The sequence below is a fragment of the Trichlorobacter sp. genome, assembly GCF_030247655.1.
Taxonomy (GTDB): domain Bacteria; phylum Desulfobacterota; class Desulfuromonadia; order Geobacterales; family Pseudopelobacteraceae; genus Trichlorobacter.
The window spans coordinates 1-23354 of the sequence record NZ_JAOTRZ010000030.1 but is presented as its reverse complement, the minus strand read 5'-3'; the positions used below and the strand labels follow the sequence as shown (position 1 = coordinate 23354).

20 protein-coding genes and 1 pseudogene are annotated in these 23354 nt (G+C 53.3%); 15 read left to right on the top strand and 6 right to left on the bottom strand.

Going from position 1 to position 23354, the window contains the following annotated elements:
• The first annotated feature begins 108 nt into the window (after window positions 1–108).
• Window positions 109–906, top strand: coding sequence for a nucleotidyl transferase AbiEii/AbiGii toxin family protein (locus tag OEL57_RS04555; protein ID WP_300737700.1), 798 nt, complete (start codon window positions 109–111; stop codon window positions 904–906).
• Between the two features lie 152 nt (window positions 907–1058).
• A complete protein-coding gene (gene dinB / locus OEL57_RS04550; protein ID WP_300737697.1) occupies window positions 1059–2345 on the top strand; it encodes a DNA polymerase IV in 1287 nt (428 codons plus the stop codon).
• On the opposite strand, the gene OEL57_RS04545 is transcribed toward dinB, so the two are convergent.
• Complete coding sequence (locus OEL57_RS04545) at window positions 2266–5415, bottom strand: ATP-dependent helicase (protein ID WP_300737694.1); 3150 nt, start codon at window positions 5413–5415, stop codon at window positions 2266–2268. The two genes, dinB and OEL57_RS04545, sit on opposite strands and share 80 nt — an antisense overlap.
• A 156-nt stretch (window positions 5416–5571) precedes the next feature.
• Between OEL57_RS04545 and OEL57_RS04540 the strand changes: the two genes are divergently transcribed.
• From OEL57_RS04540 to OEL57_RS04530, 3 genes are read left to right on the top strand one after another with little or no spacing between them, the layout of a single operon-like run.
• A complete protein-coding gene (locus tag OEL57_RS04540; protein ID WP_300737692.1) occupies window positions 5572–7668 on the top strand; it encodes a transglycosylase SLT domain-containing protein in 2097 nt (698 codons plus the stop codon).
• Between the two features lie 8 nt (window positions 7669–7676).
• Window positions 7677–8468: a polysaccharide deacetylase family protein gene (locus OEL57_RS04535; RefSeq protein ID WP_300737690.1), complete on the top strand. Its 792-nt coding sequence runs from the start codon at window positions 7677–7679 to the stop codon at window positions 8466–8468.
• Window positions 8469–8474: 6 nt separating this feature from the next.
• Window positions 8475–9152: a type 1 glutamine amidotransferase gene (locus OEL57_RS04530; protein ID WP_300737689.1), complete on the top strand. Its 678-nt coding sequence runs from the start codon at window positions 8475–8477 to the stop codon at window positions 9150–9152.
• A 100-nt stretch (window positions 9153–9252) separates the two neighbouring features.
• Here the strand turns inward: OEL57_RS04530 and OEL57_RS04525 are convergent, their stop codons facing one another.
• From OEL57_RS04525 to OEL57_RS16905, 3 genes are all read right to left on the bottom strand, one after another.
• Window positions 9253–12327: a bifunctional diguanylate cyclase/phosphodiesterase gene (locus OEL57_RS04525; protein WP_300737687.1), complete on the bottom strand. Its 3075-nt coding sequence runs from the start codon at window positions 12325–12327 to the stop codon at window positions 9253–9255.
• Between the two features lie 233 nt (window positions 12328–12560).
• The gene (locus OEL57_RS04520; RefSeq protein WP_307726431.1) at window positions 12561–14054 is read right to left on the bottom strand and encodes an ammonia-forming cytochrome c nitrite reductase subunit c552; all 1494 of its coding nucleotides are present in this window, start codon (window positions 14052–14054) and stop codon (window positions 12561–12563) included.
• Between the two features lie 166 nt (window positions 14055–14220).
• Window positions 14221–14586 (bottom strand): ATP-binding protein, encoded by a 366-nt coding sequence (locus OEL57_RS16905; protein WP_300737685.1) that lies wholly within the window; start codon window positions 14584–14586, stop codon window positions 14221–14223.
• 245 nt (window positions 14587–14831) lie between these two features.
• Between OEL57_RS16905 and OEL57_RS04510 the strand changes: the two genes are divergently transcribed.
• The 10 genes and pseudogenes from OEL57_RS04510 to OEL57_RS04465 all read left to right on the top strand — a co-directional run bounded on the left by OEL57_RS04510 (window position 14832) and on the right by OEL57_RS04465 (window position 21444).
• Window positions 14832–15305: a peroxiredoxin gene (locus OEL57_RS04510; RefSeq protein ID WP_300737682.1), complete on the top strand. Its 474-nt coding sequence runs from the start codon at window positions 14832–14834 to the stop codon at window positions 15303–15305.
• 9 nt (window positions 15306–15314) lie between these two features.
• Complete coding sequence (locus OEL57_RS04505; RefSeq protein ID WP_300737680.1) at window positions 15315–15767, top strand: ferritin-like domain-containing protein; 453 nt, start codon at window positions 15315–15317, stop codon at window positions 15765–15767.
• 199 nt (window positions 15768–15966) lie between these two features.
• Window positions 15967–17910: a methyl-accepting chemotaxis protein gene (locus OEL57_RS04500; protein ID WP_300737677.1), complete on the top strand. Its 1944-nt coding sequence runs from the start codon at window positions 15967–15969 to the stop codon at window positions 17908–17910.
• A gap of 85 nt (window positions 17911–17995) precedes the next feature.
• Window positions 17996–18430 (top strand): PAS domain-containing protein, encoded by a 435-nt coding sequence (locus OEL57_RS04495; protein WP_300737675.1) that lies wholly within the window; start codon window positions 17996–17998, stop codon window positions 18428–18430.
• Window positions 18431–18571: 141 nt separating this feature from the next.
• A complete protein-coding gene (locus OEL57_RS04490; RefSeq protein ID WP_300737673.1) occupies window positions 18572–18913 on the top strand; it encodes an ArsR/SmtB family transcription factor in 342 nt (113 codons plus the stop codon).
• 32 nt (window positions 18914–18945) lie between these two features.
• Window positions 18946–19266 carry a DsrE family protein gene (locus tag OEL57_RS04485; protein ID WP_300737671.1) on the top strand — a complete coding sequence of 107 codons (321 nt, stop codon included), beginning with the start codon at window positions 18946–18948 and terminating at the stop codon, window positions 19264–19266.
• 17 nt (window positions 19267–19283) lie between these two features.
• A complete protein-coding gene (gene trxB, locus OEL57_RS04480; protein WP_300737669.1) occupies window positions 19284–20246 on the top strand; it encodes a thioredoxin-disulfide reductase in 963 nt (320 codons plus the stop codon).
• Window positions 20247–20320: 74 nt separating this feature from the next.
• A pseudogene (locus OEL57_RS04475) lies at window positions 20321–20509 on the top strand (Rdx family protein); the annotation flags it as partial.
• Between the two features lie 12 nt (window positions 20510–20521).
• A complete protein-coding gene (locus OEL57_RS04470; protein ID WP_300737666.1) occupies window positions 20522–21133 on the top strand; it encodes a class I SAM-dependent methyltransferase in 612 nt (203 codons plus the stop codon).
• Window positions 21130–21444 (top strand): molecular chaperone DnaJ, encoded by a 315-nt coding sequence (locus OEL57_RS04465; protein WP_300737664.1) that lies wholly within the window; start codon window positions 21130–21132, stop codon window positions 21442–21444. Before OEL57_RS04470 ends, OEL57_RS04465 begins: the two co-directional genes overlap by 4 nt.
• A gap of 38 nt (window positions 21445–21482) precedes the next feature.
• Here OEL57_RS04465 and OEL57_RS04460 read toward each other — a convergent pair whose 3' ends face one another.
• Window positions 21483–22487 (bottom strand): 4Fe-4S binding protein, encoded by a 1005-nt coding sequence (locus tag OEL57_RS04460; protein ID WP_300737662.1) that lies wholly within the window; start codon window positions 22485–22487, stop codon window positions 21483–21485.
• 256 nt (window positions 22488–22743) lie between these two features.
• The coding region (locus OEL57_RS04455) for an efflux RND transporter permease subunit (protein ID WP_300737660.1) at window positions 22744–23354 on the bottom strand (611 nt) is incomplete at its 5' end.

Sequence of the window (23354 nt, the reverse complement as noted above, 5' to 3'; positions counted from 1 at the left end):
ACGGTAATGTCAACGCAAGAAGCTCTGCACCATGGATGAACTGTGGCAGTATGCAAAACTTTGCCGGGTAAGTAACGTCATGCGTCCATATCTGGAGGCTATGACACTATGACAGCCAAACAAACCAACATGGCAGCGTCAGTCCGACAGAAGCTGCTCAACAAGGCAAAGGCAGAACAGTCTGATTTCAACCTGATACTGACGCGCTATGGACTGGAGCGGTTTCTCTATCGCCTGGGTAAATCAAACTATAGCAACCGATTTGTATTGAAGGGAGCCATGCTGTTCCCGCTATGGGGCATCGAGGGATTCCGTACAACACGGGATATTGATCTGGCTGGATTTGATGAGAGTGATCTTGAAGAGCTGAAAGGCGTATTTCAAATCATCTGTCAGACGCAGGCAGAGGATGACGGCATCACCTTTGACAGCCAAAGCATACAGGCTGAGGATATCCGCGACCAGATGGAATACGGTGGTACGCGCCTCACTTTTAATGCCGAACTGGCAGGAGCCAGGATCATCATACAGGTGGATGTCGGATTCGGTGACACCATTACACCAGAAGCCAGCAATGCCATCTATCCCACCATACTGGAACTGCCAGCACCACACCTGCGCGTGTATCCAGCAGAAACGGTGATCGCGGAAAAGCTTGAGGCCATGGTCAAGCTGGGCATTGCCAACAGCCGGATGAAAGATTTTTACGACATATGGACCATTGCCCGAATATTCAACTTTGACGGAATAACACTACAGACGGCAATTCAGCGGACCTTTGAACGCAGGAACACGGCTATTCCACCAGGCATACCACTTGCTCTGAGGGAAGAGTTTGCAACTGTGAGTCTGCGACCAATTACGACCCACATCGGCACCTTATTTGACCCACCACTATTCTTGTAATCACTCGATATCTCATGTTCAGGCAGGTCGAAATTGGACGCCGATTTGGGTCAACTTAGGATGCCGATTGACAGAGGCAAATAGCAGCGGGCATACAATGCAAGCAGATCCTGCTTGACTGACAATGGTAGTCATTTGGTAGCTTCTGTTCCATGGACAGGGTTATCCTTCATATCGATATGAATGCCTTTTTTGCCTCGGTGGAACAGCAGAGCGACCCAAGCCTGCAAGGCAAACCGGTTGCTGTTGTCGGCTCAGGCCATCGCACGGTTATCACCACCGCTTCCTACGAAGCCCGCAGCTTTGGCGTCAAGACCGGCATGGCCATCTGGGAGGGCAAACGGGCCTGCCCCGAGCTGATCATTGTAGTCGGGGACAATAAAAAATACACCGCTGCCTCCCGCCGGATTATTGCGATGATGCGGCAGTACACCCCGCTGGTGGAGGTATTTTCCATTGATGAGGCCTTTCTTGATGTAACCCACTCCCATGCCCTGTTTGGTCCCCCTGAAATCATTGCCTGCCAGTTAAAAGCCCGGATCAGACAGGAACTGGGCCTGACCTGCTCCGTCGGCATTGCCCCGAACAAGCTGCTGGCCAAGCTGGCCAGCGATATGCAGAAACCGGATGGCTTAACCGTGATAGCGCCGGATCGGATTCAGACGGTGCTGGAATCAGTTACCATCGGCGATCTCTGCGGCATCGGCAAAAAGCTGGAACGTCAGCTGAACCTGCTTGGAATCAAGAGATGTGGACAGTTGGGACGTTTCCCGGAAGAGATTCTCAGCAGGAAATTTGGCATTATCGGTCCCAGACTGAAGCAGATGGGACAGGGAATTGACGACAGCCCGGTGGTGGCGACTGAAGGAGATGAGCAGGTCAAGAGCATTGGCCACTCCATGACGCTGGGTAAGGATATTGAAACACGGCAAGAGATCCTGCGCTATCTGCTGCAGCTGTCAGAGATGGTGGGCAGGCGGGCGCGGCGTTACGGAGTCACCGGCAGGACCGTCAGTATCTACATCCGTTTTGCCGACTTTTTTACCAACATTCAGAAACAGACCACCCTGGGTAGCTACATCAACCAGAGTGGCGCAATCTACAGGGCAGCGGTACGGCTATTGGACAGCATGGAGGTCAGCCAACCGGTCAGGCTGTTGGGGGTCTGCCTGAGCAATCTGGAGTATCAGGAACAGCAACCGTCCCTGTTTGCGGAGGAACGGAGGCAAGAGCAGCTGGCCAGGGCCATGGATGCGGTCAATGATCGCTTTGGCGATTTCAAGGTTACCTTTGGCAGTATGCTGGATACTGAAGAAAAGGGATCACACGTTATATCACCGGCCTGGCGACCTGAGGGGATCAGGAGCATGGGGCTAGCCGCTTCACAAAGCTGCACCATTCGCACTCCGGCTTGTTGCAGCCGACATGAAACTCTTTAGCCTGAATCTTTGCATAAACCTCTTTAATCTGTTGCCTGACCTGTGCCACCTCATCATCAGAGACCTCAAAGCGTGCGCTTTTGTACTCACCAGTGTCCTTTTCCGGCTCCACAAATTCAAAACGGGCAGCTGACATGATCCAGTTGCGACGCGGTTCATGTTCCACCAGAATCCGGTAGAAGACCGCTTGGCGCCAGTAATCGCCGCCCAACCGGTCATCGTCATGGGGTTCTTTACCCTCAGCCAGCGCCTTGGCAACCTTCTCAGGATCAGGCGGATTCAGCTTCTTGCGCGCATTCTGAGGGTTACCGGTTTTGTAATCCACCACCGTGACATGGCTGCCGGAGAACTCCAGCATATCCAGCTTACCGTTCAACGGGACATCATCCATCAGGATATTGCGGAAGGGGTATTCCACCAGTGCATCCTGTTTCCAGCGTTTGTGATGGGCATCATAGAAGCCGGGCAGAATCGCCTCGCCATACTCCAGCCTGCGCCGAAACTCTGCCGGGGTAAAACCGGCCTCATGCTTCTGCATGAACCAGCGAAAATCCTCCACAAAGGTGTCCAGATTGGGAAACCGCCTGGCAGGATCGTTCTTCATCTTGCGGAAGATCTGTTCCAGGGCATGGTGGACAGCAGAACCAAAGGTCAGGGCAGCACTCATCGGCGCTGGCACCCGTAGCAGGGTATTGAAATAGAAGGAGACCGGACAGCGCAGGTAACTATTCAGGTGGGTCACACTTAACGAGTATTTCTGCAGCAGACTATCCACAAAACTGTCATCAATAAAAGAGCTTGGCAGCCGGGCCGGTGCTGCCTGCAGAACACTGCTGCCAAAGGCCAACAGCTCATCATCAGCCAGAACCACCTGCTGCAGGCCAGCCACACCACCTTCGGTCAACTCAGCTACAAAGCGGCTTTTCTCCAGTTCCTTTTCCTTATTATCACGCTCCGGCCAGGAGACCACCAACTGCTTTCGCGCCCTGGTCATGGCCACGTAGAACAACCTTCGGGACTCCTCTTCTTCACTGCCTGCCGGGCCTGACCAGATCGTGGGGGGAAGCTTGTAGGTCCGATTGCGGGAGGCACTATCCCATACGCTGCGGGTGCATCCCAGCATGAAGACGTAATCAAACTGCAGCCCTTTGGAGCCGTGGGCGGTCAGGAAATTGACCCCGGCTCCGGTATAGCTCAGTTTTTCCACCGGCAGCGAGATCCCCTGCTGCTGCATATCTGCCAGCATGGCCAGCAGCTCTGAGAGCGACATGGTCACCTTGGCGGTCTCTTCCCGCACAAAGTCAAACAGGGTATTCAGCAGCTCAAGGTGCCAGACCCTTTCATGGGCTGACAACGCCTGGGCCAGAATCCCCAGCCGGGTAATAACATGGTGCAGCAGCTCCTGCAGGGTAATGGTGGCCGCATCCCGCAGCAGCTCTTCTATGGTCTCCCCTGCCCGGCGCAGATGCAGGTCATCGCTGGCAGGAAACAGCCCCTGCTGGCCTCTGTCCATCCCTCGGACCGGCAACTGTTCCCGCCAGTAGCAGGGCTTCTTTTCTGTACGCTGCCGGGCTATTTCAACTGACAGACGGGCCAGGGCCAGGGGCGGCACTCCAAACCAGGCTTCATGCAGAATCTCAAACAGCAGCCGTTCTCCGGAATGGGGTCTCTCAAGCTCGGCAGCCAGATAGCGCAGAATGGTCAAGAGCTTGAGGATCAATGGCTCCTGCAGGATATCAGCCCTGCGCCTGGTCTGCACCGCCACCCCACGGCTGGTCAGGAAGCGGATTATCTCGTCCGACTGACTATGGTTACGGTAGATCACGGCAATCTGTTCCGGCAACACCCCCTGATCCAGCAACCCGGCGATCCGGTTGGCCACTGCCACGGTCTCATGGGCTGTGGTGGCATACCCCACCAGTTCCGGCGGATCAGGCAGCGTGGCCACTTCCGGGTTTTTGGCAACCAGTTGTTTGTCACTACTCAGACGCTCAATGTTACGGCTGATCAGACCGGCTGCTCCATCCAGAATCAGCTGGGATGAACGGTGGTTGTCAGTCAGGGTTACAGTCGTAAGCGAATCCTGATAACGACCGGCAAAGCGGCGGATATTCTCGACACTGGCCCCCTGAAAGCGGAAGATAGACTGGTCATCATCCCCCACCACAAACAGGTTGGGGGCATCCCAGTAATCAGCCAGTTGCAGCAGCAACTCAAACTGGGAACCGCTGGTATCCTGAAACTCATCCACCAGCAGGTAGAGGTAGCGTTCCTGATAGGTGGCCAGCAGATCGCTGCTCTGCTTGAAGGCGGCAATGCACCAGAGGATCATATCGGCAAAGTCGTAACGCCCCCGCTCCTGCAACAACCGCTGGTAGTCGTCAAAGCTCTGGGCAGCAGCCTTGACCTGCTCCAGTTTGCGCAGTTCCTCCCGCAGTTTGCGTTCGTTCAGATCACCTTTTTTGTAGACCGTACCATCCGCCCCCTTGGTCTGCCGCTTGTAGAGAAAATCGGGGCTATCTGCCAGCGTAGCCGCATAGGCATCCACCCGTTCTGCCAGCCATGCACTGCTCCAGTCCTCTTTTTTCATGATCTCATACAGGGCCAGCAGACGGTCTGCCTCAAAATGCAGGTCACCGGTGGAGCGGGTTAAGGGGTGATCATGGGGGAAGGCGTCGATAATCTCCCGCACATAACGGAACTGCTCCAGCTCAGAGATGGTGGTCAGGTTACGCAGGCCGAAGTGATCGGCCTGTTCCTGAATCACCAGATTGCAGAAGGCGTGAAAGGTGAAGATATCCACCCGGTAGGCATTGGGGCCGATAAACTGCAGCAGCCGTGAACGCATGGCAACCGTACCGGCATCGGTGTAGGTCAGACAGAGGATATTCTCCGGCAGGGCATCGGTGGTCAGCAAAATATTAGCGATCCGGGCCGCCAGGATCTCGGTCTTGCCGGTACCGGGACCGGCAATCACCAGCACCGGCCCTTCAACCGTATCAACCGCCCTACGCTGGGCCTGGTTCAGTCGCTGATACACCGCTTTAAAATCAGTTGTCAGTTTGTTCATGGGAACCTCATGCAGGGAGTATAACCGAACCGCTGATCAGGAAAAGCAGAAAATGACCGGATCGCAGCATTGACCTATCAGCTCCATGATGATACTGAAAAGAGCCTACGCAACAATCCAAATGAGATTCAGATCAATAGGAACTACCGTACTGCCATGACCTTTCAATTACGACGTCTCTTGACCACCGCCCTTGGTATCTGCACGCTCACCGTTACCCTGACCTGTGCCGGTGCCGCAAACAACAGTAATGAACAACTCCGCAAGGCTACTGGTTTGCTGCGAAGCAATCAGAATCAGGAAGCACTGCAGGCCGCCCTTGCCGCCCCGGCAGATGGCCCACGCAACCTGGTGGCTGGCGAAGCAGCCCTGCGCCTGAAACGCTATGATGAGGCTGTCCGCTACCTGAGTGATGCTGAACGCAGTTACCCGTTATTGGCTGATATTGCTGCCAGTCTGAAGGCCGATGCACTGTATGGTCAGAAAAAGTATCGTGATGCTGCTACTGCAGCCAGCAGTGCAGCCAAACTTTCGCCAACACCGGCAATCAGCCGCAGGATGGAAAAACTGGCTGCCGATGCATTGTTTGAGGCAGGGGATCTGAAGGCAGCTCTGGCAGCCTATCGCCAGTTTACGGCTCGCCACAGCCTGGGCAAAGATTCGGTTGATGCCCAGTTTCAGGCTGCACTCTGTCAGGAGCAGTTGGGGGAGTTACCACCGGCCATACAGGGCTACCGCACCATCCACCTGCGGCACCCTGCCTCTTCCGCTGCCCCCAAGGCGCTTGATCAGTTGAAATCGCTGGAGAAGAAAGGACGCAAAGAGGCAACCAGCTTTACGGCTGAGGAACAGTTCCAGCGCGGTCTGCTGCTACTGGTAAACAATCAGCCCAATGCAGCTGCCTGGGCCTTTGCCGGTATCCCGCGTACCAATCTGTCTGATGAACTGCTGGCCAGAATCGAGCTTAAATCAGGGCAAGCCGCCATCAAACAACGCCATTACTCCCTTGCCGAGCCGTTTCTGAAGCGGGCTGCAACAGCATCCACACAAACCACCCACGATGAGGCCCGCTTGATGCTGGCCCGCCTTGAAGAACGTCAGGGGGCTTCAGACAGAGCACTGGCCCGCTTACTGTCACTGGCATCAGAACGGGGAATATTGGCTGATGATGCCCTGCTGGAAGCGGCCCTGATCAACAAACATAACGGTCATTTCAGTGATGCGGCTCAGATTCTGCAACGGCTGATCAAAGAGTTCCCCGCATCTGACCTGAAACCACGGGCCGGATGGGAACTGGCCTGGGGCCAGTATCTTTCAGGCAACCTGTCGGCTGCCGAAGAGAGCCTGCAACATCTTTTCAAAGACAGCGTCTATCGTGAACGGGCGTTGTACTGGTATGCCCGCACCAAAGAAAAACAGAATAAGCATTCTGAGGCTGAGCGCAGTTACAAACAGTTGCTGAATGACTTTCCTTATGGTTTTTATGCTGCCTGGCACCGCCTGCATACCAGCAAAGCAACGGGCTGGATGCCGCTGCCCAACGGAATGCCAGAGCCGCCGTTTCCCGAGGGAAGCCAGCGGATTCAGGAGTTGGCATCTCTGGGACTGTTGGAAGAGGCCAGGACTGAGCTGGCTGCCTTCAAGCTGAAAAACGTTGATAAAACTGCAGCCCCCGGTCTTTCACGCCTGCAGCAAGCAGCCGGTGATCTGCATGGTTCAATCATGACCTTTCACCAGAATCGGCCTGCCACAGTTGAGCGCAGCAACCTGGCGTTCTGGGCGCTGGGCTACCCCCGCCCCTATGCAGAACAGTTCAGCCGTCACAGTGCGGCAAACGGGCTTTCAGATGCGCTGGTATTGTCCCTTGCCAAGGCAGAAAGCAGCTTCCGGGCCGATGTGAAGTCCCATGCCGGCGCCATTGGCCTGATGCAGATGATGCCGGCAACGGCCCGCATGACCGCAGGTGTCAAGGCAAAGAACTTTAATCCGCTGACGCTGACCAACCCTGAATATAATATCCGGCTGGGCACCAAGCACCTGCGGGAACTGCTGAACCAGTACCACCAGGATACGGTCTATACCCTTGCCGCCTACAATGCCGGAGCCGGGGCAGTTAATCGCTGGCGCAAAAGCTTTGGTTATCTGTCACGGGATGAATTTGTAGAGAACATCCCCTACCAGGAAACCCGCGATTACGTTAAAAAGATTGTTGCTTACATGGGCGTTTACCGTTCCCTATACCGGATACAATAGGAGTAACCATGACCAAGCTCGCCTTATTCAGCATTGCACTGCTGCTTTTGATATCCACCCTGAGCCAGGCCGCTCCGGCAGAATCACTGCAACAGTTGACCGACCGGATTGCAGACGGATTCAAGACAGCCCAACCGACCCAATGGGGTGAAAACGTGCCCGGTGTACGCACCCGGCTTGCCACCTCGGACAAGGTGCTGGCCCTGACCCTGGATGCCTGCGGTTCTCCCAGGGGAAAGGGTGTTGATCAAAAACTGATTGATTTTCTGGCACAACAGCAGATATCTGCCACGCTATTCATCAATGCCCGCTGGATTGACGCCAACCCGGAGCTGTTCAAGCAACTGGCAGCCAACCCGCTGTTTGAGATTGCCAACCACGGCATGTGGCACAAACCGGCCTCAATCAATGGACGTTCGGTTTACGGCATAGCAGGCACAAAAGATGCAACTGAACTGGTACAGGAGATTGAGCTGAACGCCCGCAAAATTGAAGAACTGACCGGCAAACGACCACGCTACTACCGTTCCGGCACCGCCTATTACGATGAATTTGCCGTGCAGGTCTCACAGGCACTGGGACACGAAGTAATCGGATTTTCTGTGTTGGGAGACGCCGGGGCAAGCTACAGTGCAGCCCAGGTCAAGACCGCCCTGCTGACCTCAAAACCGGGGGATATCATCATCGCCCATATGAACCACCCGGAGGCAGGTACCGGCGCAGGGATCATCGCCGCAATGCCGGAACTGAAGAAGCGTGGTTTCAAATTTGTCAAGCTATCGGACTACCCGATGAAGTAGGTAGCAATGCTCCATATCATCATCCAAAACGACCCAGACGTACCTCCCGGCAACATTACTGAAAATCTGGCTGATCTGGGAGTGCCCTTCCAGCTCCACCATATCTACCGTGGTGAAGTGCTGCCCAACCCCAATGCTATGACCGCCCTGATTGTGCTGGGGGGGGCCATGGGGGCCAATGACGATGATCGTTTTCCTTTCCTTTATCCGCTTAAACAGTTGATCCGCAGCTGCCTTGAGCAGGATATCCCCTATCTGGGGATCTGCCTGGGTGGACAGCTGCTGGCAGCAGCCTCTGGCACCCCGGTGGTTTCCTGCCGTTGGGAAGAGCTGGGCACCCTGCAGGTCACCCTGACGCAAAAAGGGGAAGCAGACCCGCTTTTTAACGGCATCCCCTCCCCCTTCAGTACGTTCCAGTGGCACCATGACAGCTTTGATCTGCCGGATAACGCCCTGCTGTTGGCAGGGTCCACCGTCTGCCCCCACCAGGCCTTCAGGCTCGGTAGTAACGCCTGGGGGCTGCAGTTCCACCCAGAGGTAACCGAGCCGATTATTCGTACCTGGGCTGCCTGGGACCCGGCCACCGCTTGCCGCACCGAACAGCTGCTGGCTGACTTTCAGGTTGCACAAAGCGGGTATCGGCATACTGCCAAACGGATGCTGCACAACTTCCTGCAAATGTAACCCCTCCCGACCTCCCCTTATCAGGGGAGGAGAACACCAGGAAAGGCTTAATGCTTCCCCCCTGACAAGGGGGGACTGAGGGGGGTTGATTTTGCCGATACTACGCTGCCCCGCCTACTCTCCGCACTACTGCCGGGATCTGCTCTGCCGGTACCGGCTGCGAGTGGATAAAGCCCTGAATATAGGTGCAACCGATCTGCTTCAGAATCTCCAGCTGTTCCGGCTCTTCCACCCCTTCAGCAACGGTCTTCATATCAAGGTTGGTGGCAAGGCTCACCACTGATTGTGCAATGGCCCGATCCCCTGAATCATGGGCAAGATCCCGGACAAAGGAACGATCTATCTTAAGGATCGTCACCGGGAAGTTCTTCAGGTAGCTTAAGGATGAATAACCGGTCCCAAAATCATCAATCGATATCCCGCAGCCCAATGAACGCAACCCTTCCAGCACCCGCACGGCATCATCAGGTTTATCCACCAGGGCGCTTTCAGTCAGCTCAAGTTCCAGGTTTTGCGGTTGGATACCGGTTTCATCGATCAGCGCAGCAATCCGTTCAATCAAGGCCGGAGACTTAAACTGTACCGCAGAAAGATTGACTGCCATACTCAATTGCAGTCCCTGTTGTTGCCATAGCAGTTGCTGCTGACAGGCCGTTCGCAGCACCCACTCACCAATGGGAATAATCTGGCGGGTTTCTTCAGCCAGCGGAATAAAGCGCATTGGTGAGACCATCCCGAACTCCGGACTGTTCCAGCGCAGCAACGCCTCCACACCAGTCACCTGTCCGCTTGCCACACTTACCTTGGGCTGGTAGTGCAGTGCCAACTCTCCTCGATCCAGTGCATGACGTAAACCGTGTTCAATGGCGATCCGATCACGGAAACGGCTGTTAAGTTCTTCCGAGAAAAAACGGAAGGTGTTTTTGCCTTCTGCCTTGGCATGATACAAGGCGATATCGGCATGTTTACCCAGCACCTTGGCATCAGCACCATCCTTGGGAAACAGTGCAATACCGACACTGGAGGTCACCGCCACCTCACGCCCTTCAAGCTGCAGCGGTTCTGCTGCAATATCCAGCAGTTTTTGCGCTATCGGTACCACGTCCTGGTCATGGTGGATATCATGCAGGACCACGGCAAACTCATCTCCACCCAACCGGCAGACAACATCATCATCCCGCAAGGTCTTGGTAAAGCGGCTGGCCATTTCACGTAACAGCTTGTCACCAGCCGGATGCCCCAGGCTGTCATTGATATGCTTGAAGCTATCCAGGTCCAGATAGAGCAGTGCGGCACCAATTGTCTGACGTCGGCTGCGTCGCAAGGCAAGATCAAGACGGTCCTGCAGCATGCGACGATTGGGAAGATCAGTCAGAGGATCATAGTAGGCCAGACGCTCAATGGTGGCCTCAGCGTTCTTGCGCTCGTTGATATCCTCTACATTGGCAATAAAGTGGGTTATCTCACCCTTTTCATTATGCAACGGACTGATGGAGGCGATAGACCAGTAGACCTCGCCATTCCGACGGCGGTTCAGCAACTCTCCACGCCACTCTTCGCCGGACAGGATGGTTTTCCAGAGGTTCTCAAACACCTCACGGGGGGTTACATCAGACTTGAGAATGCGAGGATTCTTCCCAATCGCCTCCTCAGGAGTATAGCCACTCAGCTGGGTAAATTTTTTATTAACATACTCAATTGTACCATGCACGTCGGTAATCAGAACGGCGCTGGCACTGTTCTCAATCCCATGGGTCAGCTTGCGCAGAAAATCTTCACTCTTTTTGCGTTCGGAAATATCCCGAATCGACTCAATCGCACCGATCCGCTTCCCGGCAGCATCATAGAGCGGCACCCCGGTAGCCCAGACATAGGCCCCTTCACCACCATACAGGGCCGGACAAAAGGTTTCCGCATCAAGGATCTCACCTGTGCGGCGAATGTTGACATATTTTGCCTCAAGCTCTGCATCATCAACACCAAACAGATCAAGCAACTGGGTTCGACGCTCCCCGTAAAAGGGAATGGTGTATTCATGATCCCCCTTGCCAATCATATCGGCCTTTGCAACGCCGGACATCTTTTCTATGGCTCGATTCCAGATCACCACTTTTTGGTCATTGTCGATAACGAAAGTAGCATCAGGAAGAAAATCAATAATGTCTCTCAACTGTTGTTTGGTGTTAAGCACTGCCTGTTCTGACTCAAGCGCAAGGTGCAGCTGCTCCCGCTGATAGCGCTGAAAACCGGCCAAGGCAGCCAGGGCCACCAGTGCGATAACACCAAAGGTAATCCCCTGACGTATCGCATGGTCCCGCCAACCCTTCAATATTGAGGCACTATCCCGCCCAACAGCCACTACCAATGCTTTATCCATGTTCAGCCCGGCCAGCTGAATTGAATATATGGCAATTAATCGTTTTTCGCCGGTTGCATAGACCGTTTCGCTCAGGACATTCTCACGTTTGGCACTGGTTATATGACGGGTAAAGAAGGATCCGGCCTTTGAAAGATTCAAGCCCTGCTGTCCTGGCCGATCCGGCACCATCATAAACTGAACCCCATCACCATGGGCAAGTGCCGACCACATGTCAGGGCTGTAGTTAATTGAACCAAGCAGGGTTTTGAAGTACTCAGCGTCAAGGGTTGCCGCAACAATACCGTTGAAACGACCACCTTCATCACGCATGACCCGCACAAGATTCATGCCCCACACCCCTGAGCTGGTTTTAAAAGGCGGAGTAACAAATAGTACCATTGGGTCAGGGTTCTTTACTGCCGTTTGAAAACAGCTTTCACTGCTTACATCAGAACCGATCAACAACTTTCTGTTTGAGTGCCTGACAATACCGGTACGATCAACCGTAAAGACGGTTCGCACCCCTGTAACCCCATGCGCGTCAAACTCAAGCTGCCTGTTACTGACGACCCGTATCCATCTGTCGGGAACAGCGTTTCTCAAGTCATCGCAGATATGTTGCATCAGATTTGCGGTACCCTGCAGCTGAGCGCTCAGGTTTGCGTTCACCACCCGCACCTGCGTCAACAGCCGTTGCTGTTCACCTGTCAGGACATCGGCATGCATTTTATACAGATTATGTACAATAGAACCTGCCAGCAGCAGCAACACCAGCAACAACAACACCCATTGTCCAAGAAACTTGTCCCGATTCATGCGCACCCTGTCAACTCCTTGCATAGCTTCACTCATTCACCCGGCATTCCAAGCCACCAGGTCCTGCAGCAATAAGCGTTTACAGCTAAATTTATAGGGTAAATACCCTAGTTCCATAAAATGTCAACCACTAAAGACAAATAAGACAACTTTAATCCACATACAGATAATAACAATGGACCGTTCCAGTCAAGGAGCGGTCCATTGAGTATAGAACCTCCAGATTTAAGAAGTTATTTTTTGGCTTCTTCCTTCTTGTTTGCCACTGCCAGGGCATCATTCAGAATCTTGACCCCGGCCTTGGAGGCGGCAATGGAACCGGTCAGGGTTTCACGGGCCAGTGACGGGTTATGGAAACCGTCTGAGTTCTCAGCTGTCCAGTATTCCCAAAGCACATGAGCTTCTTCATGCTTGGCCCTGGCCTGATCCAGCACGGCAGGGGCAACGCCGGCACGGGAGGCCACCATATAGGTGTCGATCAGCTGGCCCAACCAGTACTCTGCCTTGCGCATCTTGCCTTTGGTGTAGTTACGGATGGTGTCTATCTGCCACTTGGCCTTCTCAACGCTAAAGTCCTTATGACAGCTAATGCAGGACTCTTTGGCCATATTGATCGGCTTGACCACGCCGTGGGTCGAGTACTGCTTGCCGTCTTTCCCCTTCAGCTTGGGCATATGGCACTGATGGCACTGCACACCGGCCTTGTCATGCACGGAACCGGCATAGGTCTCTGTCTCGGGGTGCTGCAGCTTGATCAGGCGGGCACCGGTCACGGCATGCTTGAAATCAAAGAAATCAAGTTGCTTGTAGTGGGCCAGGATCTCCTTGGCATTCTTAAGCGGGAAGTGATTGGTACGATCAGAATCAAACTTGACCGGCTTTCCGTCGCTCCACTGGGTACCGGGGTTACAATTATACTCCACATGGCACTGGGCGCACATCATGCGGGAGTCAGTCTTCTCCATCACGCCGATCTTGCGGAAACCGTCACGGAAAGAGACCACCTTCAGGTCGGTCTTACCGTTTTTGGCAAAGATGTTCTTGGCCGGGTCCTTGTCAATGGCTGCAATCAGGGCATCACGAATCACACGGGGTTGGGTGCCGTGGGGATCATGACACTCAATACAACCCACCGGATTATGGACATCCTTCATGACATCATTCACATTGGAGGTACGGTCAAACTTGCCACCCTTCTCCCCCAGATACTTCCACTTCAGCACCAGATCAGACGTCTTGCACTGGATACAGGTCGGGTTACCGGCCATGGCGGTCTCGGTCAACTTGGCGCTGGCCCCTTTGTCTTCCAGTACATCCCAGGTCTTGCCGACCTTGTCGTAGTTCTTCCAGCCACCCTTGAACTGGTAACGTCCGCCCTGGAAGCGATCTACTGCAAACTGGTCCACCACCATAAAGGCATGGCCGCGGGGTTCAGCATGTTCAAAGGTAAAACCGTGACCTGCCAGCAGTTTATCCTGCATTGGTGAGCGGCCGGTTGGCACTCCTTTTTCCTTACGGGAGCCGCCTTCAGGGTAGTGCGGGGTAAAGAAACTTTGGTACTGATTTTTGTGGCAAGAACCACAAACCGCCGGGTCCAGCTTGGTTACCGGCTTGGTATCCGGGCCTGGATTAGCCAGGTGCTCCTTGGTCTTGTCGTGACAGACCGAACAGGCCAGTACAGCATGTTTGGATGCCTCTTTAAGTGCCTTTACCTCACTGTGGCACATGTAGCACTGCTCACGTCCATCTTTGGCAGGCTTGGCTGCCGGTTTGGCCTTGGGTGCTGCCAGCGAAGGAATCGCAAACAGGGCGCCAAGCCCGACAATAGTTGCTGCAACTGCAAGTCACTGTTTCAGCATACCGTATTCTCCTCTCTTCTGGATGTTGGTGAAGCTATTCACCTGTACCCAATTCAGCACGTATCCGCAGCGTAATCGCTTTGGGGGTAACCGGACAGACATACAGACAGCTAGCGCAGCCGGTGCAACGGGTGGCATCAATCCTGATCCCCTCCCCCATCACCACCACAATTGCCTGCTGTTCACATTTTTCCACACAACTGAAACAGCCGCAGTTGCGGGCCAGGCAACATTCGTTGCGCGGCACTGCCACCATCGGCAGATCACCGTATGGCAAATCGCCAGGAGTTTCCACCGCTGCTTCCACGTTCGGCTGTCGCAGCACGCCGGAAACCTTCAACAGGGTATCACCCAGCGAAAACAACCCTTTCCTGAAAAACGCTTTTCGTGAAAGCGTCACCTCACACCATCCTTCCTGATTCACTCATCCTACCCGCTGTCTATTGCATGGTATCATTGCAAGATGCAGGCGAAGCTGATGCATGCATCTTACAGCTAAGCTTGTAACGCGTGTTTGACCAAAGTCAAATTCCTTTTAAACTGCTGTTTTGATATATACAAATTACCAAATGTTGACTTTTTCAGTGTATAGTGTATACAGTTTTGAAACCGTCATCAGCAGTAAGAGCAGGAGCAGACAGAACCATGACTTTAATTGATAAAAAAGCTCCGACCTTTGACCTTGAAGGAAGCGATGGCAAACGCCACCGCCTTGAAGAGTACGCCGGGAAAAAAATTCTGTTGTTTTTCTACCCCCGCGATAACACGCCTGGTTGCACTAAAGAAGCAACCGGTTTCCGCGATCTGAAAACGGAATTTGAAAAACTTGGCTTTACCATGCTGGGTATCAGCAAAGACTCCCTTTCCTCCCACCAGCGGTTCATTGATAACTACGACTTAAACATGGTACTGTTATCTGATCCTGACGCCAGCACCATGAAGGCCTACCATGCCTATGGTGAAAAAATGATGTATGGTAAGACCGTTTCCGGTGTCATCCGTTCAACCGTTTTGATCTGCGCTGATGGCATCATCAGAAAACACTGGACCAAAGTAGCAAAGGCCGAGCATCATCCGGAACAAGTACTCGAGTATATTAAAAATTTTCACTGCGAATAGGAGGATGTAATGAGTTTTATTTCCCTGAAAGAAGTCGTAGATTTTGCCATCGAGCTGGAAGAAGGGGCCTACCAGCGTTACAAACGTGCCGCCGAACTAACTGAAAGCCCGGCTGCCCGCAAGATGTTTGAAGAGTTAGCCCAGGAAGAAGCCACCCACAAAGAGGTCTTTTCCAAGGTAGACCCGGACAAGATTGAAGAAGTAAACATCTGTAAAATTCCGGAGGCCACCATCGGTAAGTACCTTAAAGATGTACCGTTTCGTCCGGAAATGGGCTATCAGGAAATACTGACCTTTGCGCTGAAAGCAGAAGAAAACGCCTATCAACTGTATAAGGCAGCTGCCGGCATGACTGAAGATCCACGGCTACAGAAGACCCTGCTGACTTTTGCCGAGGTTGAACTGGGGCACCGCCGCAAGATTGAGGCACTGTATGAAGAAAAGGTGCTGACAGAAGGGTAACGTCCCATCCTTTTGGGGTTTACAAGCGCTACGGTTTGCCGTGGCGCTTTTTTTATGCATCAAGAACTCTTTGATTTGACTTTCGTCAAATTTCTGTAACAAATAGCTTGCTAAAGTATGATGTGAGAAAATCCATTCAAGAAAAGGTAAAAATATGCTTAAAAACCTGAAAATAGCACCGAAGCTATTGCTGCTCCTCATGATTCCCATTATCGGCATGACTTTTTTTGCAGCTCGAATCCTGATGGGTAATCTGTCCACCCTTAACAATATGAAGACCACCCAAGCACTGGTGGCTGTCTCGGTTGCATCCGGCAACCTGATCCATGAATTACAGAAAGAGCGGGGACTCACCGCCGGTTTTCTTGCATCAAAGGGCGAAAAAAACAGGGATGAGCTTCAGAAACAACGGCTGGTGGCGGATGCCATAGCAAGCAAAATGCAGGAAACAGTTGCTGCCCAGACAGGCAAAACCGAGGCCATTAAAAAGGCACTGGATGCTGTTGCAGAAAAGATCAGCAAGTTAAAAGAGACCCGTTCAGCAATAGACAGTCAGTCTCTTGATGCAAAAAACGCTCTTGGCTACTACACCGGCCTGATCAGCAACTGCCTTGAAATCGGTTTTGCCGTCGTGGGCAAGGCTGGTGAACCGGAAACCTCACTGGCAGCCTTCGGTTATGTCGCCTTTCAAGGAGCCAAAGAGTCAACCGGTCAACTGCGCGCCACAATCAACGGCGTACTTACTGCGGACAGTTGTGACCTTGCAACCACACAGCGCATATCACGCATTGCGGCAAGCGAACAAAACCGGATGAGCAACTTTAATCGCTATGCTGATCCAGCCGTGGTCAAGGAATACACGGAGATAGCCCAGAAGGAAGCCGTTTTCCAAAAGACTGCCGAAATGCTCCAAATTGTTCTGGACAAAGGAGTTACGAGCGGTTTTGGCATACCAGCTGACGCTTGGTTCAGCACCATCACGGCGAAAATCAACCACCAGAAGGTCATTGAAGACAAGCTGGCAGCCAGCCTGATCAAACTAAGCGAAACAAAGGCTTTCACCGCCAAACGGGATGTAAGCCTTAGCATTTTGCTTACGACAGTACTGGCGGCAGTAACCATTCTGTTTGGAATTGTTATTATGAAAAGCATCACCAACCCGCTTCAGTCACTGGTTCTGATGCTGAAGGACATTGCCGAAGGTGAAGGCGATCTGAGCAAGCGTCTGCCGGAAGGCAGCAAAGACGAGACCGGAGAGGTTGCCTACTGGTTTAACCGCTTTATTAACAATATCCACTCTATTATTTCCCAGGCATCAACGACAACGGTACAGGTGGCCACCGCCTCAAGCCAGCTGAATAGTACTGCCGAGCAGATTGCCACCGCTGCAGAAGAGGTTGCTGCACAGTCAGCGACCGTGGCTACGGCCAGCGAAGAGATGTCTGCCACCTCAAATGATATTTCCCGCAACTGTACACTTGCATCAGATGTCGCCAACCGTGCCAGTGAGATGGCCCATGGAGGAGCCAGCGTGGTACAGGAAACTATCTCCGGCATGCAAAACATAGCTGACAAGGTACGGGAATCAGCCCATACCGTAGAAGCACTGGGAGCCAGATCTGACCAGATCGGAGCGATTGTCGGCACGATTGAGGATATCGCCGACCAGACCAACCTGCTGGCCTTGAATGCCGCCATTGAGGCAGCTCGTGCCGGTGAAATGGGCCGTGGCTTTGCGGTGGTTGCCGACGAGGTACGGGCACTGGCGGAACGGACTACCCGCGCTACCCGAGAAATCGGCGAGATGATCAAGGCGATTCAGCAGGAAACCGGTGGTGCTGTGGCCTCCATGGAACAGGGAGTCAAAGAAGTAGAGAAAGGGATGGACAGTTCACGACGTTCCGGTGACGCTCTGCAGCAGATTCTGGAAGGGATCAACGAAGTAACCATGCAGGTACACCAGATTGCCACAGCTGCGGAAGAGCAGACTGCAGTGACCGGTGAGATCTCCAGCAACATCCATCAGATTACCGACGTGGTCCAGCAAACTGCCAATGGAGCCCATCAAACAGCAGGAGCAGCCTCAGAACTGTCCGGCCTGGCGAAGAGTCTGGAAAATCTGGTGGGAAGGTTCAAATTGTAACAGCTGCTGCACACCTTACCAAACTGTACCCAGGGCACCCTCAATGGTGTCCTGGGGAAGAAACAATGTATCCACAGAGGTGGCTATGGACAACATCAACCAGTACCTGCAACAGACCCTTAAAGAATCCCAGGATGCCATCCTGATTGCGGACCGGGAAGGAATCATCCGTTACTGGAACATGGGTGCAGAAAGGATCCTTGGCTACAGTGCAGCTGAAGCAATTGGACAATCACTGAATCTTTTCATACCGGAAAAACTGCAAGGACGGCACTGGGAGGGGTACCACCGGGTGATGGCCGGCGCTGAGACCAAATACAAAACTAGCCTGCTCTCATCACCTGGAATTTGTAAGGATGGCAGCCAGGTGTCGCTGGAGTTCAGTATGGTGTTACTGCATGATGCCGATGGGACTATGCAGGGTTGTGCCTCGATCATGCGAGACGTGAGCGAACGTTGGCGGAAAGAAAAGGAGCTTAAACAGCGGCTGGCTGCGTGTGAAACCAGTCAGAAACCCTGACAAGGCTGCCCATCAGATCAGCTACAGCACTTCATACCACCTGATCATACGCTTTCAACGAAGTTACCCAGCTCAGAAAATTGGTGACATTTTTTTACGGCTTTGATATTAGGTTATGCGAATATCATTTAAGGGGCTGTCATGTCAGCAGTTATTGAAAACTATTGGGTTACTATTCTGAAAGCCCTCGGCCATCCCACCCGTCTACAGATAGTCATGGAACTCTTGAAGGGCACCAAATGCGTGACTGACATCCACGACCTTCTGCCTGCCTCGCAAGCCAACATTTCTCAACACCTTACCGTATTGCGTAACGCCCGGATCGTGGACTTTGCACAGGACGGGTCGCAGCGTTGCTACTACGTCTGCCGCCCAGAGTTGGTTGAAGGTGTTCTGTCATTGCTGCGTAATGAACAGCCGGAAAGCCGTGGCACCAAGGTGCAATGCTGTCTGCGTAAGCCTGATAGCGAAGAAAATCACTAAAAGGCGTAGTTGCCTTATCAAGGAGGAGTCAGATGAAGCTCGCCGTTGTTATCACGCAGTCAAATGCGGAACAGGTCTTTACCGCTCTGCGGTTTGCCAACTTCTCACGTGGAAAAAGTGATGAAGTAACCGTCTTTTTAACTGCTGAAGGTGTTGAAGCGGTACGGCTTGACGACCCCCGTTTTGATGTTAAGGGGCAGGCAACTAGCTTTGTTCAACAAGGCGGCACAATTCTTGGTTGTGGTTCCTGCCTGAAGCTACGTGACCTGGCTGGCAATGATGTCTGTAGTGTTTCCACCATGCAGGGGCTGTACGATTTAGTAGTAGCTGCAGATAAGGTCGTCACCTTCTAGTTGAAAGGAATAGCTTCATGGGCACAACAGAACACCACCGTCTGATCATTCTCGGTTCCGGTCCTGCCGGGTACACTGCTGCTGTCTATGCAGCACGGGCAAATCTTAATCCTTTTCTGATTGCTGGTCTTCAACCCGGAGGCCAATTAACCACCACCACTGAAGTAGACAACTGGCCTGGCGACCATGCTGGCGTAGAAGGCCCTGATCTGATGGAGAGGATGCGCCAGCATGCCGAGCGGTTTGACACCCGAATCATCTATGACCAGATAGTTGCAACTGACCTTACCCAGCGCCCCTTTGTACTTACCGCAGATAGTGGCACCAGCTATACCTGTGATGCCCTGATTATTGCCACCGGTGCCTCGGCAAAATATTTGGGCCTACCGTCTGAGGAGGCGTTCAAAGGCAAAGGGGTGTCAGCCTGTGCCACCTGTGACGGTTTTTTCTATCGCAACCTGCCGGTAGCCGTGATCGGCGGCGGCAATACTGCTGTAGAGGAGGCTCTCTATCTGGCCAACATCGCCTCCCATGTTACGGTTGTCCACCGCCGCGATCAGTTCAGATCAGAAAAGATCCTCTCTGATAAACTCAAGGACAAGGCCGCTGAAGGCAAAGTCACCATTGAATGGTTCCATGTACTGGATGAAGTGATTGGCAGTAATAACGGAGTAACCGGCATCAGAATCAAGGATGTACGGGACGGCTCGACCAAAGAGATCAGCGTAGAGGCCGCCTTTATCGCTATTGGACATTCGCCAAATACCGGCATCTTTGACGGTCAGCTGGAAATGAAAGACGGTTATCTCAAGACTAAAGGTGGCTCAGACGGTTTTGCCACCCAAACCAGCGTAGCGGGTGTATTTGCTGCCGGTGACTGTCAGGATTACATCTACCGTCAGGCTATCACATCGGCAGGCACCGGCTGCATGGCTGCACTGGATGCTGAACGATACCTTGATGGATTGCAGCACCCATAACCACCAATGGAAAGGAGTTGCACCAGATGAAGATCAAGATTCAGTACTGTGCATCCTGAGGGCATCAGCCCAGAGCAGCGAGTCTCGCTGCTGAACTGAAGGAACAATTAAAAACCGCTGACGTGGAAATTGAAGTCGGGCCGCAGAAGAGTGAATTTACCGTATTTGTGGATGAGGTACAGGTCTTCTCCCGCTTGGAGCAGCGTCGATTTCCTGAAGCCGATGAACTGGTGGACATCTGTACGAAAGTTGCCGGAAAATAAGGAAAGGATGACATGCAGACCACCACCGAGACTGAACGCTATCTAAAATCCTGTGCAAGCGACTTCTGGCAGCGGGTGTTTGAAGCAGAGCTTCAGTACTTACTCCAGCATCTGAAGCCAGGGGATGAAATTCTGAGTGTGGGTTGCGGTCCAGCCATCATGGAACGGCGTCTGACAGAGCAGGGGTTTCTGGTGGTGGGTCTGGATGTTTCCCGAGAGGCTTTGGCCTGCACCGGTGATGCCATCCGTGCCGTAGCTGCCCCGGCAGAGGAGATGCCGTTTCCCGATGCCTCGTTTGACGTGGTGCTATACATCGCCTCGTTACAGTTTGTTGATAATTACCGTACCGCTCTGCAACGGACAGCGGCAGTATTGAGGCCGGGAGGCAGGCTAATCGCCTTGCTGCTGAACCCGGCCTCCAGGTTTTTCAGAGAGAGGTACGCCAACAGCGAGTCCTATGTCCGCAAGCTGAGGCATACGGATCTTGCTGCCATTGAAAAAACAGCATCAGAGTGGTTTGAGGCAAGCGGTGAATACTATTTGGGAGTTGACGGTGAGCGGCTGTTTGAAAGTTCACATCATGAAGAAGCGGCACTGTATATTCTGACCTGTATCAAACCATGACCTACACAGAATTGAAAGAAGCTCTGTACCTGTTTGGCTTCCATGAAAACGACCTGCTGACCATCAAGCGGATCAAACAGCGACATCGGAAGCTGGTCAGAAAAGCCCATCCCGATCTACATAAGTATGCAGACCCGGAACGCATCAGGCAACTGAATGAAGCGGCCCGGATCATAATGGAGTATGTCAACTCGTACCGTTTTTCATTTTCACACGAAGAGTTTTATCGCCAGATCCCGGATGAACATCTGAAACATCAGTACTCATGGGACCCGATCTGGGCCGGAGAGCTGGAAGAAAAGAAGGACTGATCTTCACTCGCCCGTTTCAACCACTTGATATCCCACCATCAATGGCTCAGATACGGCAGCATCGGCAGCAGGTGGCGGTAATCGTCGTAGGTTAATACCGTCTGCCAATGACCGCTTGCCATGCCTGCCCCGATTGAGACCATAAACAGAGTCAGGGCAACTGCCGGAAAAACCCAGACCGGCACCGGCTTCTTCCAGAATGATGGCTGCATAGCCAGCACCCCCTGATGCGGACAGGCAGCTACACAGGTCAAACAGCCGGTACACTCCGGCGAGACAACCGTGGTTTTGGTATGGACGCTGATGCCTGCCGGACAGGCCTGACTGCACTGACGGCAATCGCTGCAGGTTTGCGGGTTGCGTCGGATCTTGAACGGGCTGAGCAGACTGAGTATGCCGAGTAAAGCACCGTAGGGGCAGAAGTAGCGGCACCAGACAGTGCGATAGACCAGAGACAGCAGGGTCAATACCGCCAGCACCGTTACTGTTGTGGCAGACATCCGGGTAAAGAAGTGCAGCATCTTGGCATCGCTGACTGCCCAGTACGGGGTATCCAGAAAGGCGCCAACCGCAAAGGCAGGCATATCAAGCAGTATTATCTTCACGAAAAAGAACAACAACAGATACTTTATCCCCTGCAGCAGCAGATCGAGCGGCCTCCAGACCCTGAAATTCCGCCCCATCAAACGTGCCCCCACTTTGTGTACAGCCTCAGACAACGTGCCCACCGGACATATCCAGGAACAAAACGACTTCTTGGCCAGCAGACTCATCAGCAGAATTGCCAGAAAGATCACCAGCGCTGCCGGATGCACCGGATGGATCTCTCCGTTGACGATCCAGTGCTTCAGGCTGGTCAGGGCACCGATCGGCAGAAAGCCCTCAACACCGGCCGGTCGTGAAAAAAACGGCTGCGGATTGCCCTGCTCAACTGCAGTGATAAACAGACCAAAACGGATGCCGATGCCGATAATCCACAGCAGAAACAGCCACTGCACAAGCAGACGGACACGGGTGATGTTCTTGTCTGACAATAGATTCAAGTGAAAGCCTCCTTGCCTGCCCTGCTACGGGCAGCTGCAATGGCAGGAGCGTACCCAGGTTCTGGGATATACTGCATGACCTGAGTCAAAAACGCCTTAAATCAGCATAAATAACAGCTGTCGACGAGGGAATGAGATACTGGAGTGAAGAGTTAAAGTGAGCGACCACGAAGAACATGCACCTCAACTGATGTCCCAAAGTTCAGTGCCACAGAGCAGGTTACGGCCTGCGCCTTCGGCCGCAGACCGCCTCACATCACCGACGCCACCCCCGCACCTTCTCCCCTAGCTCGTCAAACAATGTATAAAAGATCGGCACATAGATCAGGGTCAGAAAGGTGGAGACCAGTAGCCCGCCGATGGCTACCACTGCCAGCGGTGAGAGTCTCTCCAGGCCAATGGCCCGTTCCAGGGCAATCGGCAGCATCCCCACTGCCGTGCCGAAGGCGGTCATCAGGATCGGCCGGGTGCGTACCTGTACACTCTGGCGCAGGGCCTCCCGTAACGGAATACCCTTGCTGCGGGCTACCTCAATGAAGTCGATCAGCAGAATAGAATTCTTGACCACGATCCCGGCCAGCAGGATCAGCCCCATGAAGGCCCCCATTGATTGGTGCTTGCCGGTGGCCAAAAGCGACCAGATCGCGCCGATCAGAGCCAGCGGAATGGCGGTCATAATAGTGAGCGGATGCAAAAAGGAGTTGAAGGCTGGCACCAGTGAGAAGTAGAGCAGAATCATGGCAATGGTCAGGGCAGCCATCAGGGCACTGAACGACTCTTCTGCCTGTCTGGACTCACCTTCCTGGGTCATGGTGTAGCCCAGCGGCAGCACGAACCCCGCCAGTGCCGTTTTGACATTGTCCATAA

Bases quoted from the DNA above. Each gene is read 5' to 3' on its own strand.
- OEL57_RS04555 (WP_300737700.1), top strand. From the start codon at position 109: ATGACAGCCAAACAAACCAACATGGCAGCGTCAGTCCGACAGAAGCTG.
- dinB (WP_300737697.1), top strand. From the start codon at position 1,059: ATGGACAGGGTTATCCTTCATATCGATATGAATGCCTTTTTTGCCTCG.
- OEL57_RS04545 (WP_300737694.1), bottom strand. From the start codon at position 5,415: ATGAACAAACTGACAACTGATTTTAAAGCGGTGTATCAGCGACTGAAC.
- OEL57_RS04540 (WP_300737692.1), top strand. From the start codon at position 5,572: ATGACCTTTCAATTACGACGTCTCTTGACCACCGCCCTTGGTATCTGC.
- OEL57_RS04535 (WP_300737690.1), top strand. From the start codon at position 7,677: ATGACCAAGCTCGCCTTATTCAGCATTGCACTGCTGCTTTTGATATCC.
- OEL57_RS04530 (WP_300737689.1), top strand. From the start codon at position 8,475: ATGCTCCATATCATCATCCAAAACGACCCAGACGTACCTCCCGGCAAC.
- OEL57_RS04525 (WP_300737687.1), bottom strand. From the start codon at position 12,327: ATGAATCGGGACAAGTTTCTTGGACAATGGGTGTTGTTGTTGCTGGTG.
- OEL57_RS04520 (WP_307726431.1), bottom strand. From the start codon at position 14,054: ATGTGCCACAGTGAGGTAAAGGCACTTAAAGAGGCATCCAAACATGCT.
- OEL57_RS04510 (WP_300737682.1), top strand. From the start codon at position 14,832: ATGACTTTAATTGATAAAAAAGCTCCGACCTTTGACCTTGAAGGAAGC.
- OEL57_RS04505 (WP_300737680.1), top strand. From the start codon at position 15,315: ATGAGTTTTATTTCCCTGAAAGAAGTCGTAGATTTTGCCATCGAGCTG.
- OEL57_RS04500 (WP_300737677.1), top strand. From the start codon at position 15,967: ATGATTCCCATTATCGGCATGACTTTTTTTGCAGCTCGAATCCTGATG.
- OEL57_RS04495 (WP_300737675.1), top strand. From the start codon at position 17,996: ATGGACAACATCAACCAGTACCTGCAACAGACCCTTAAAGAATCCCAG.
- OEL57_RS04490 (WP_300737673.1), top strand. From the start codon at position 18,572: ATGTCAGCAGTTATTGAAAACTATTGGGTTACTATTCTGAAAGCCCTC.
- OEL57_RS04485 (WP_300737671.1), top strand. From the start codon at position 18,946: ATGAAGCTCGCCGTTGTTATCACGCAGTCAAATGCGGAACAGGTCTTT.
- trxB (WP_300737669.1), top strand. From the start codon at position 19,284: ATGGGCACAACAGAACACCACCGTCTGATCATTCTCGGTTCCGGTCCT.
- OEL57_RS04470 (WP_300737666.1), top strand. From the start codon at position 20,522: ATGCAGACCACCACCGAGACTGAACGCTATCTAAAATCCTGTGCAAGC.
- OEL57_RS04465 (WP_300737664.1), top strand. From the start codon at position 21,130: ATGACCTACACAGAATTGAAAGAAGCTCTGTACCTGTTTGGCTTCCAT.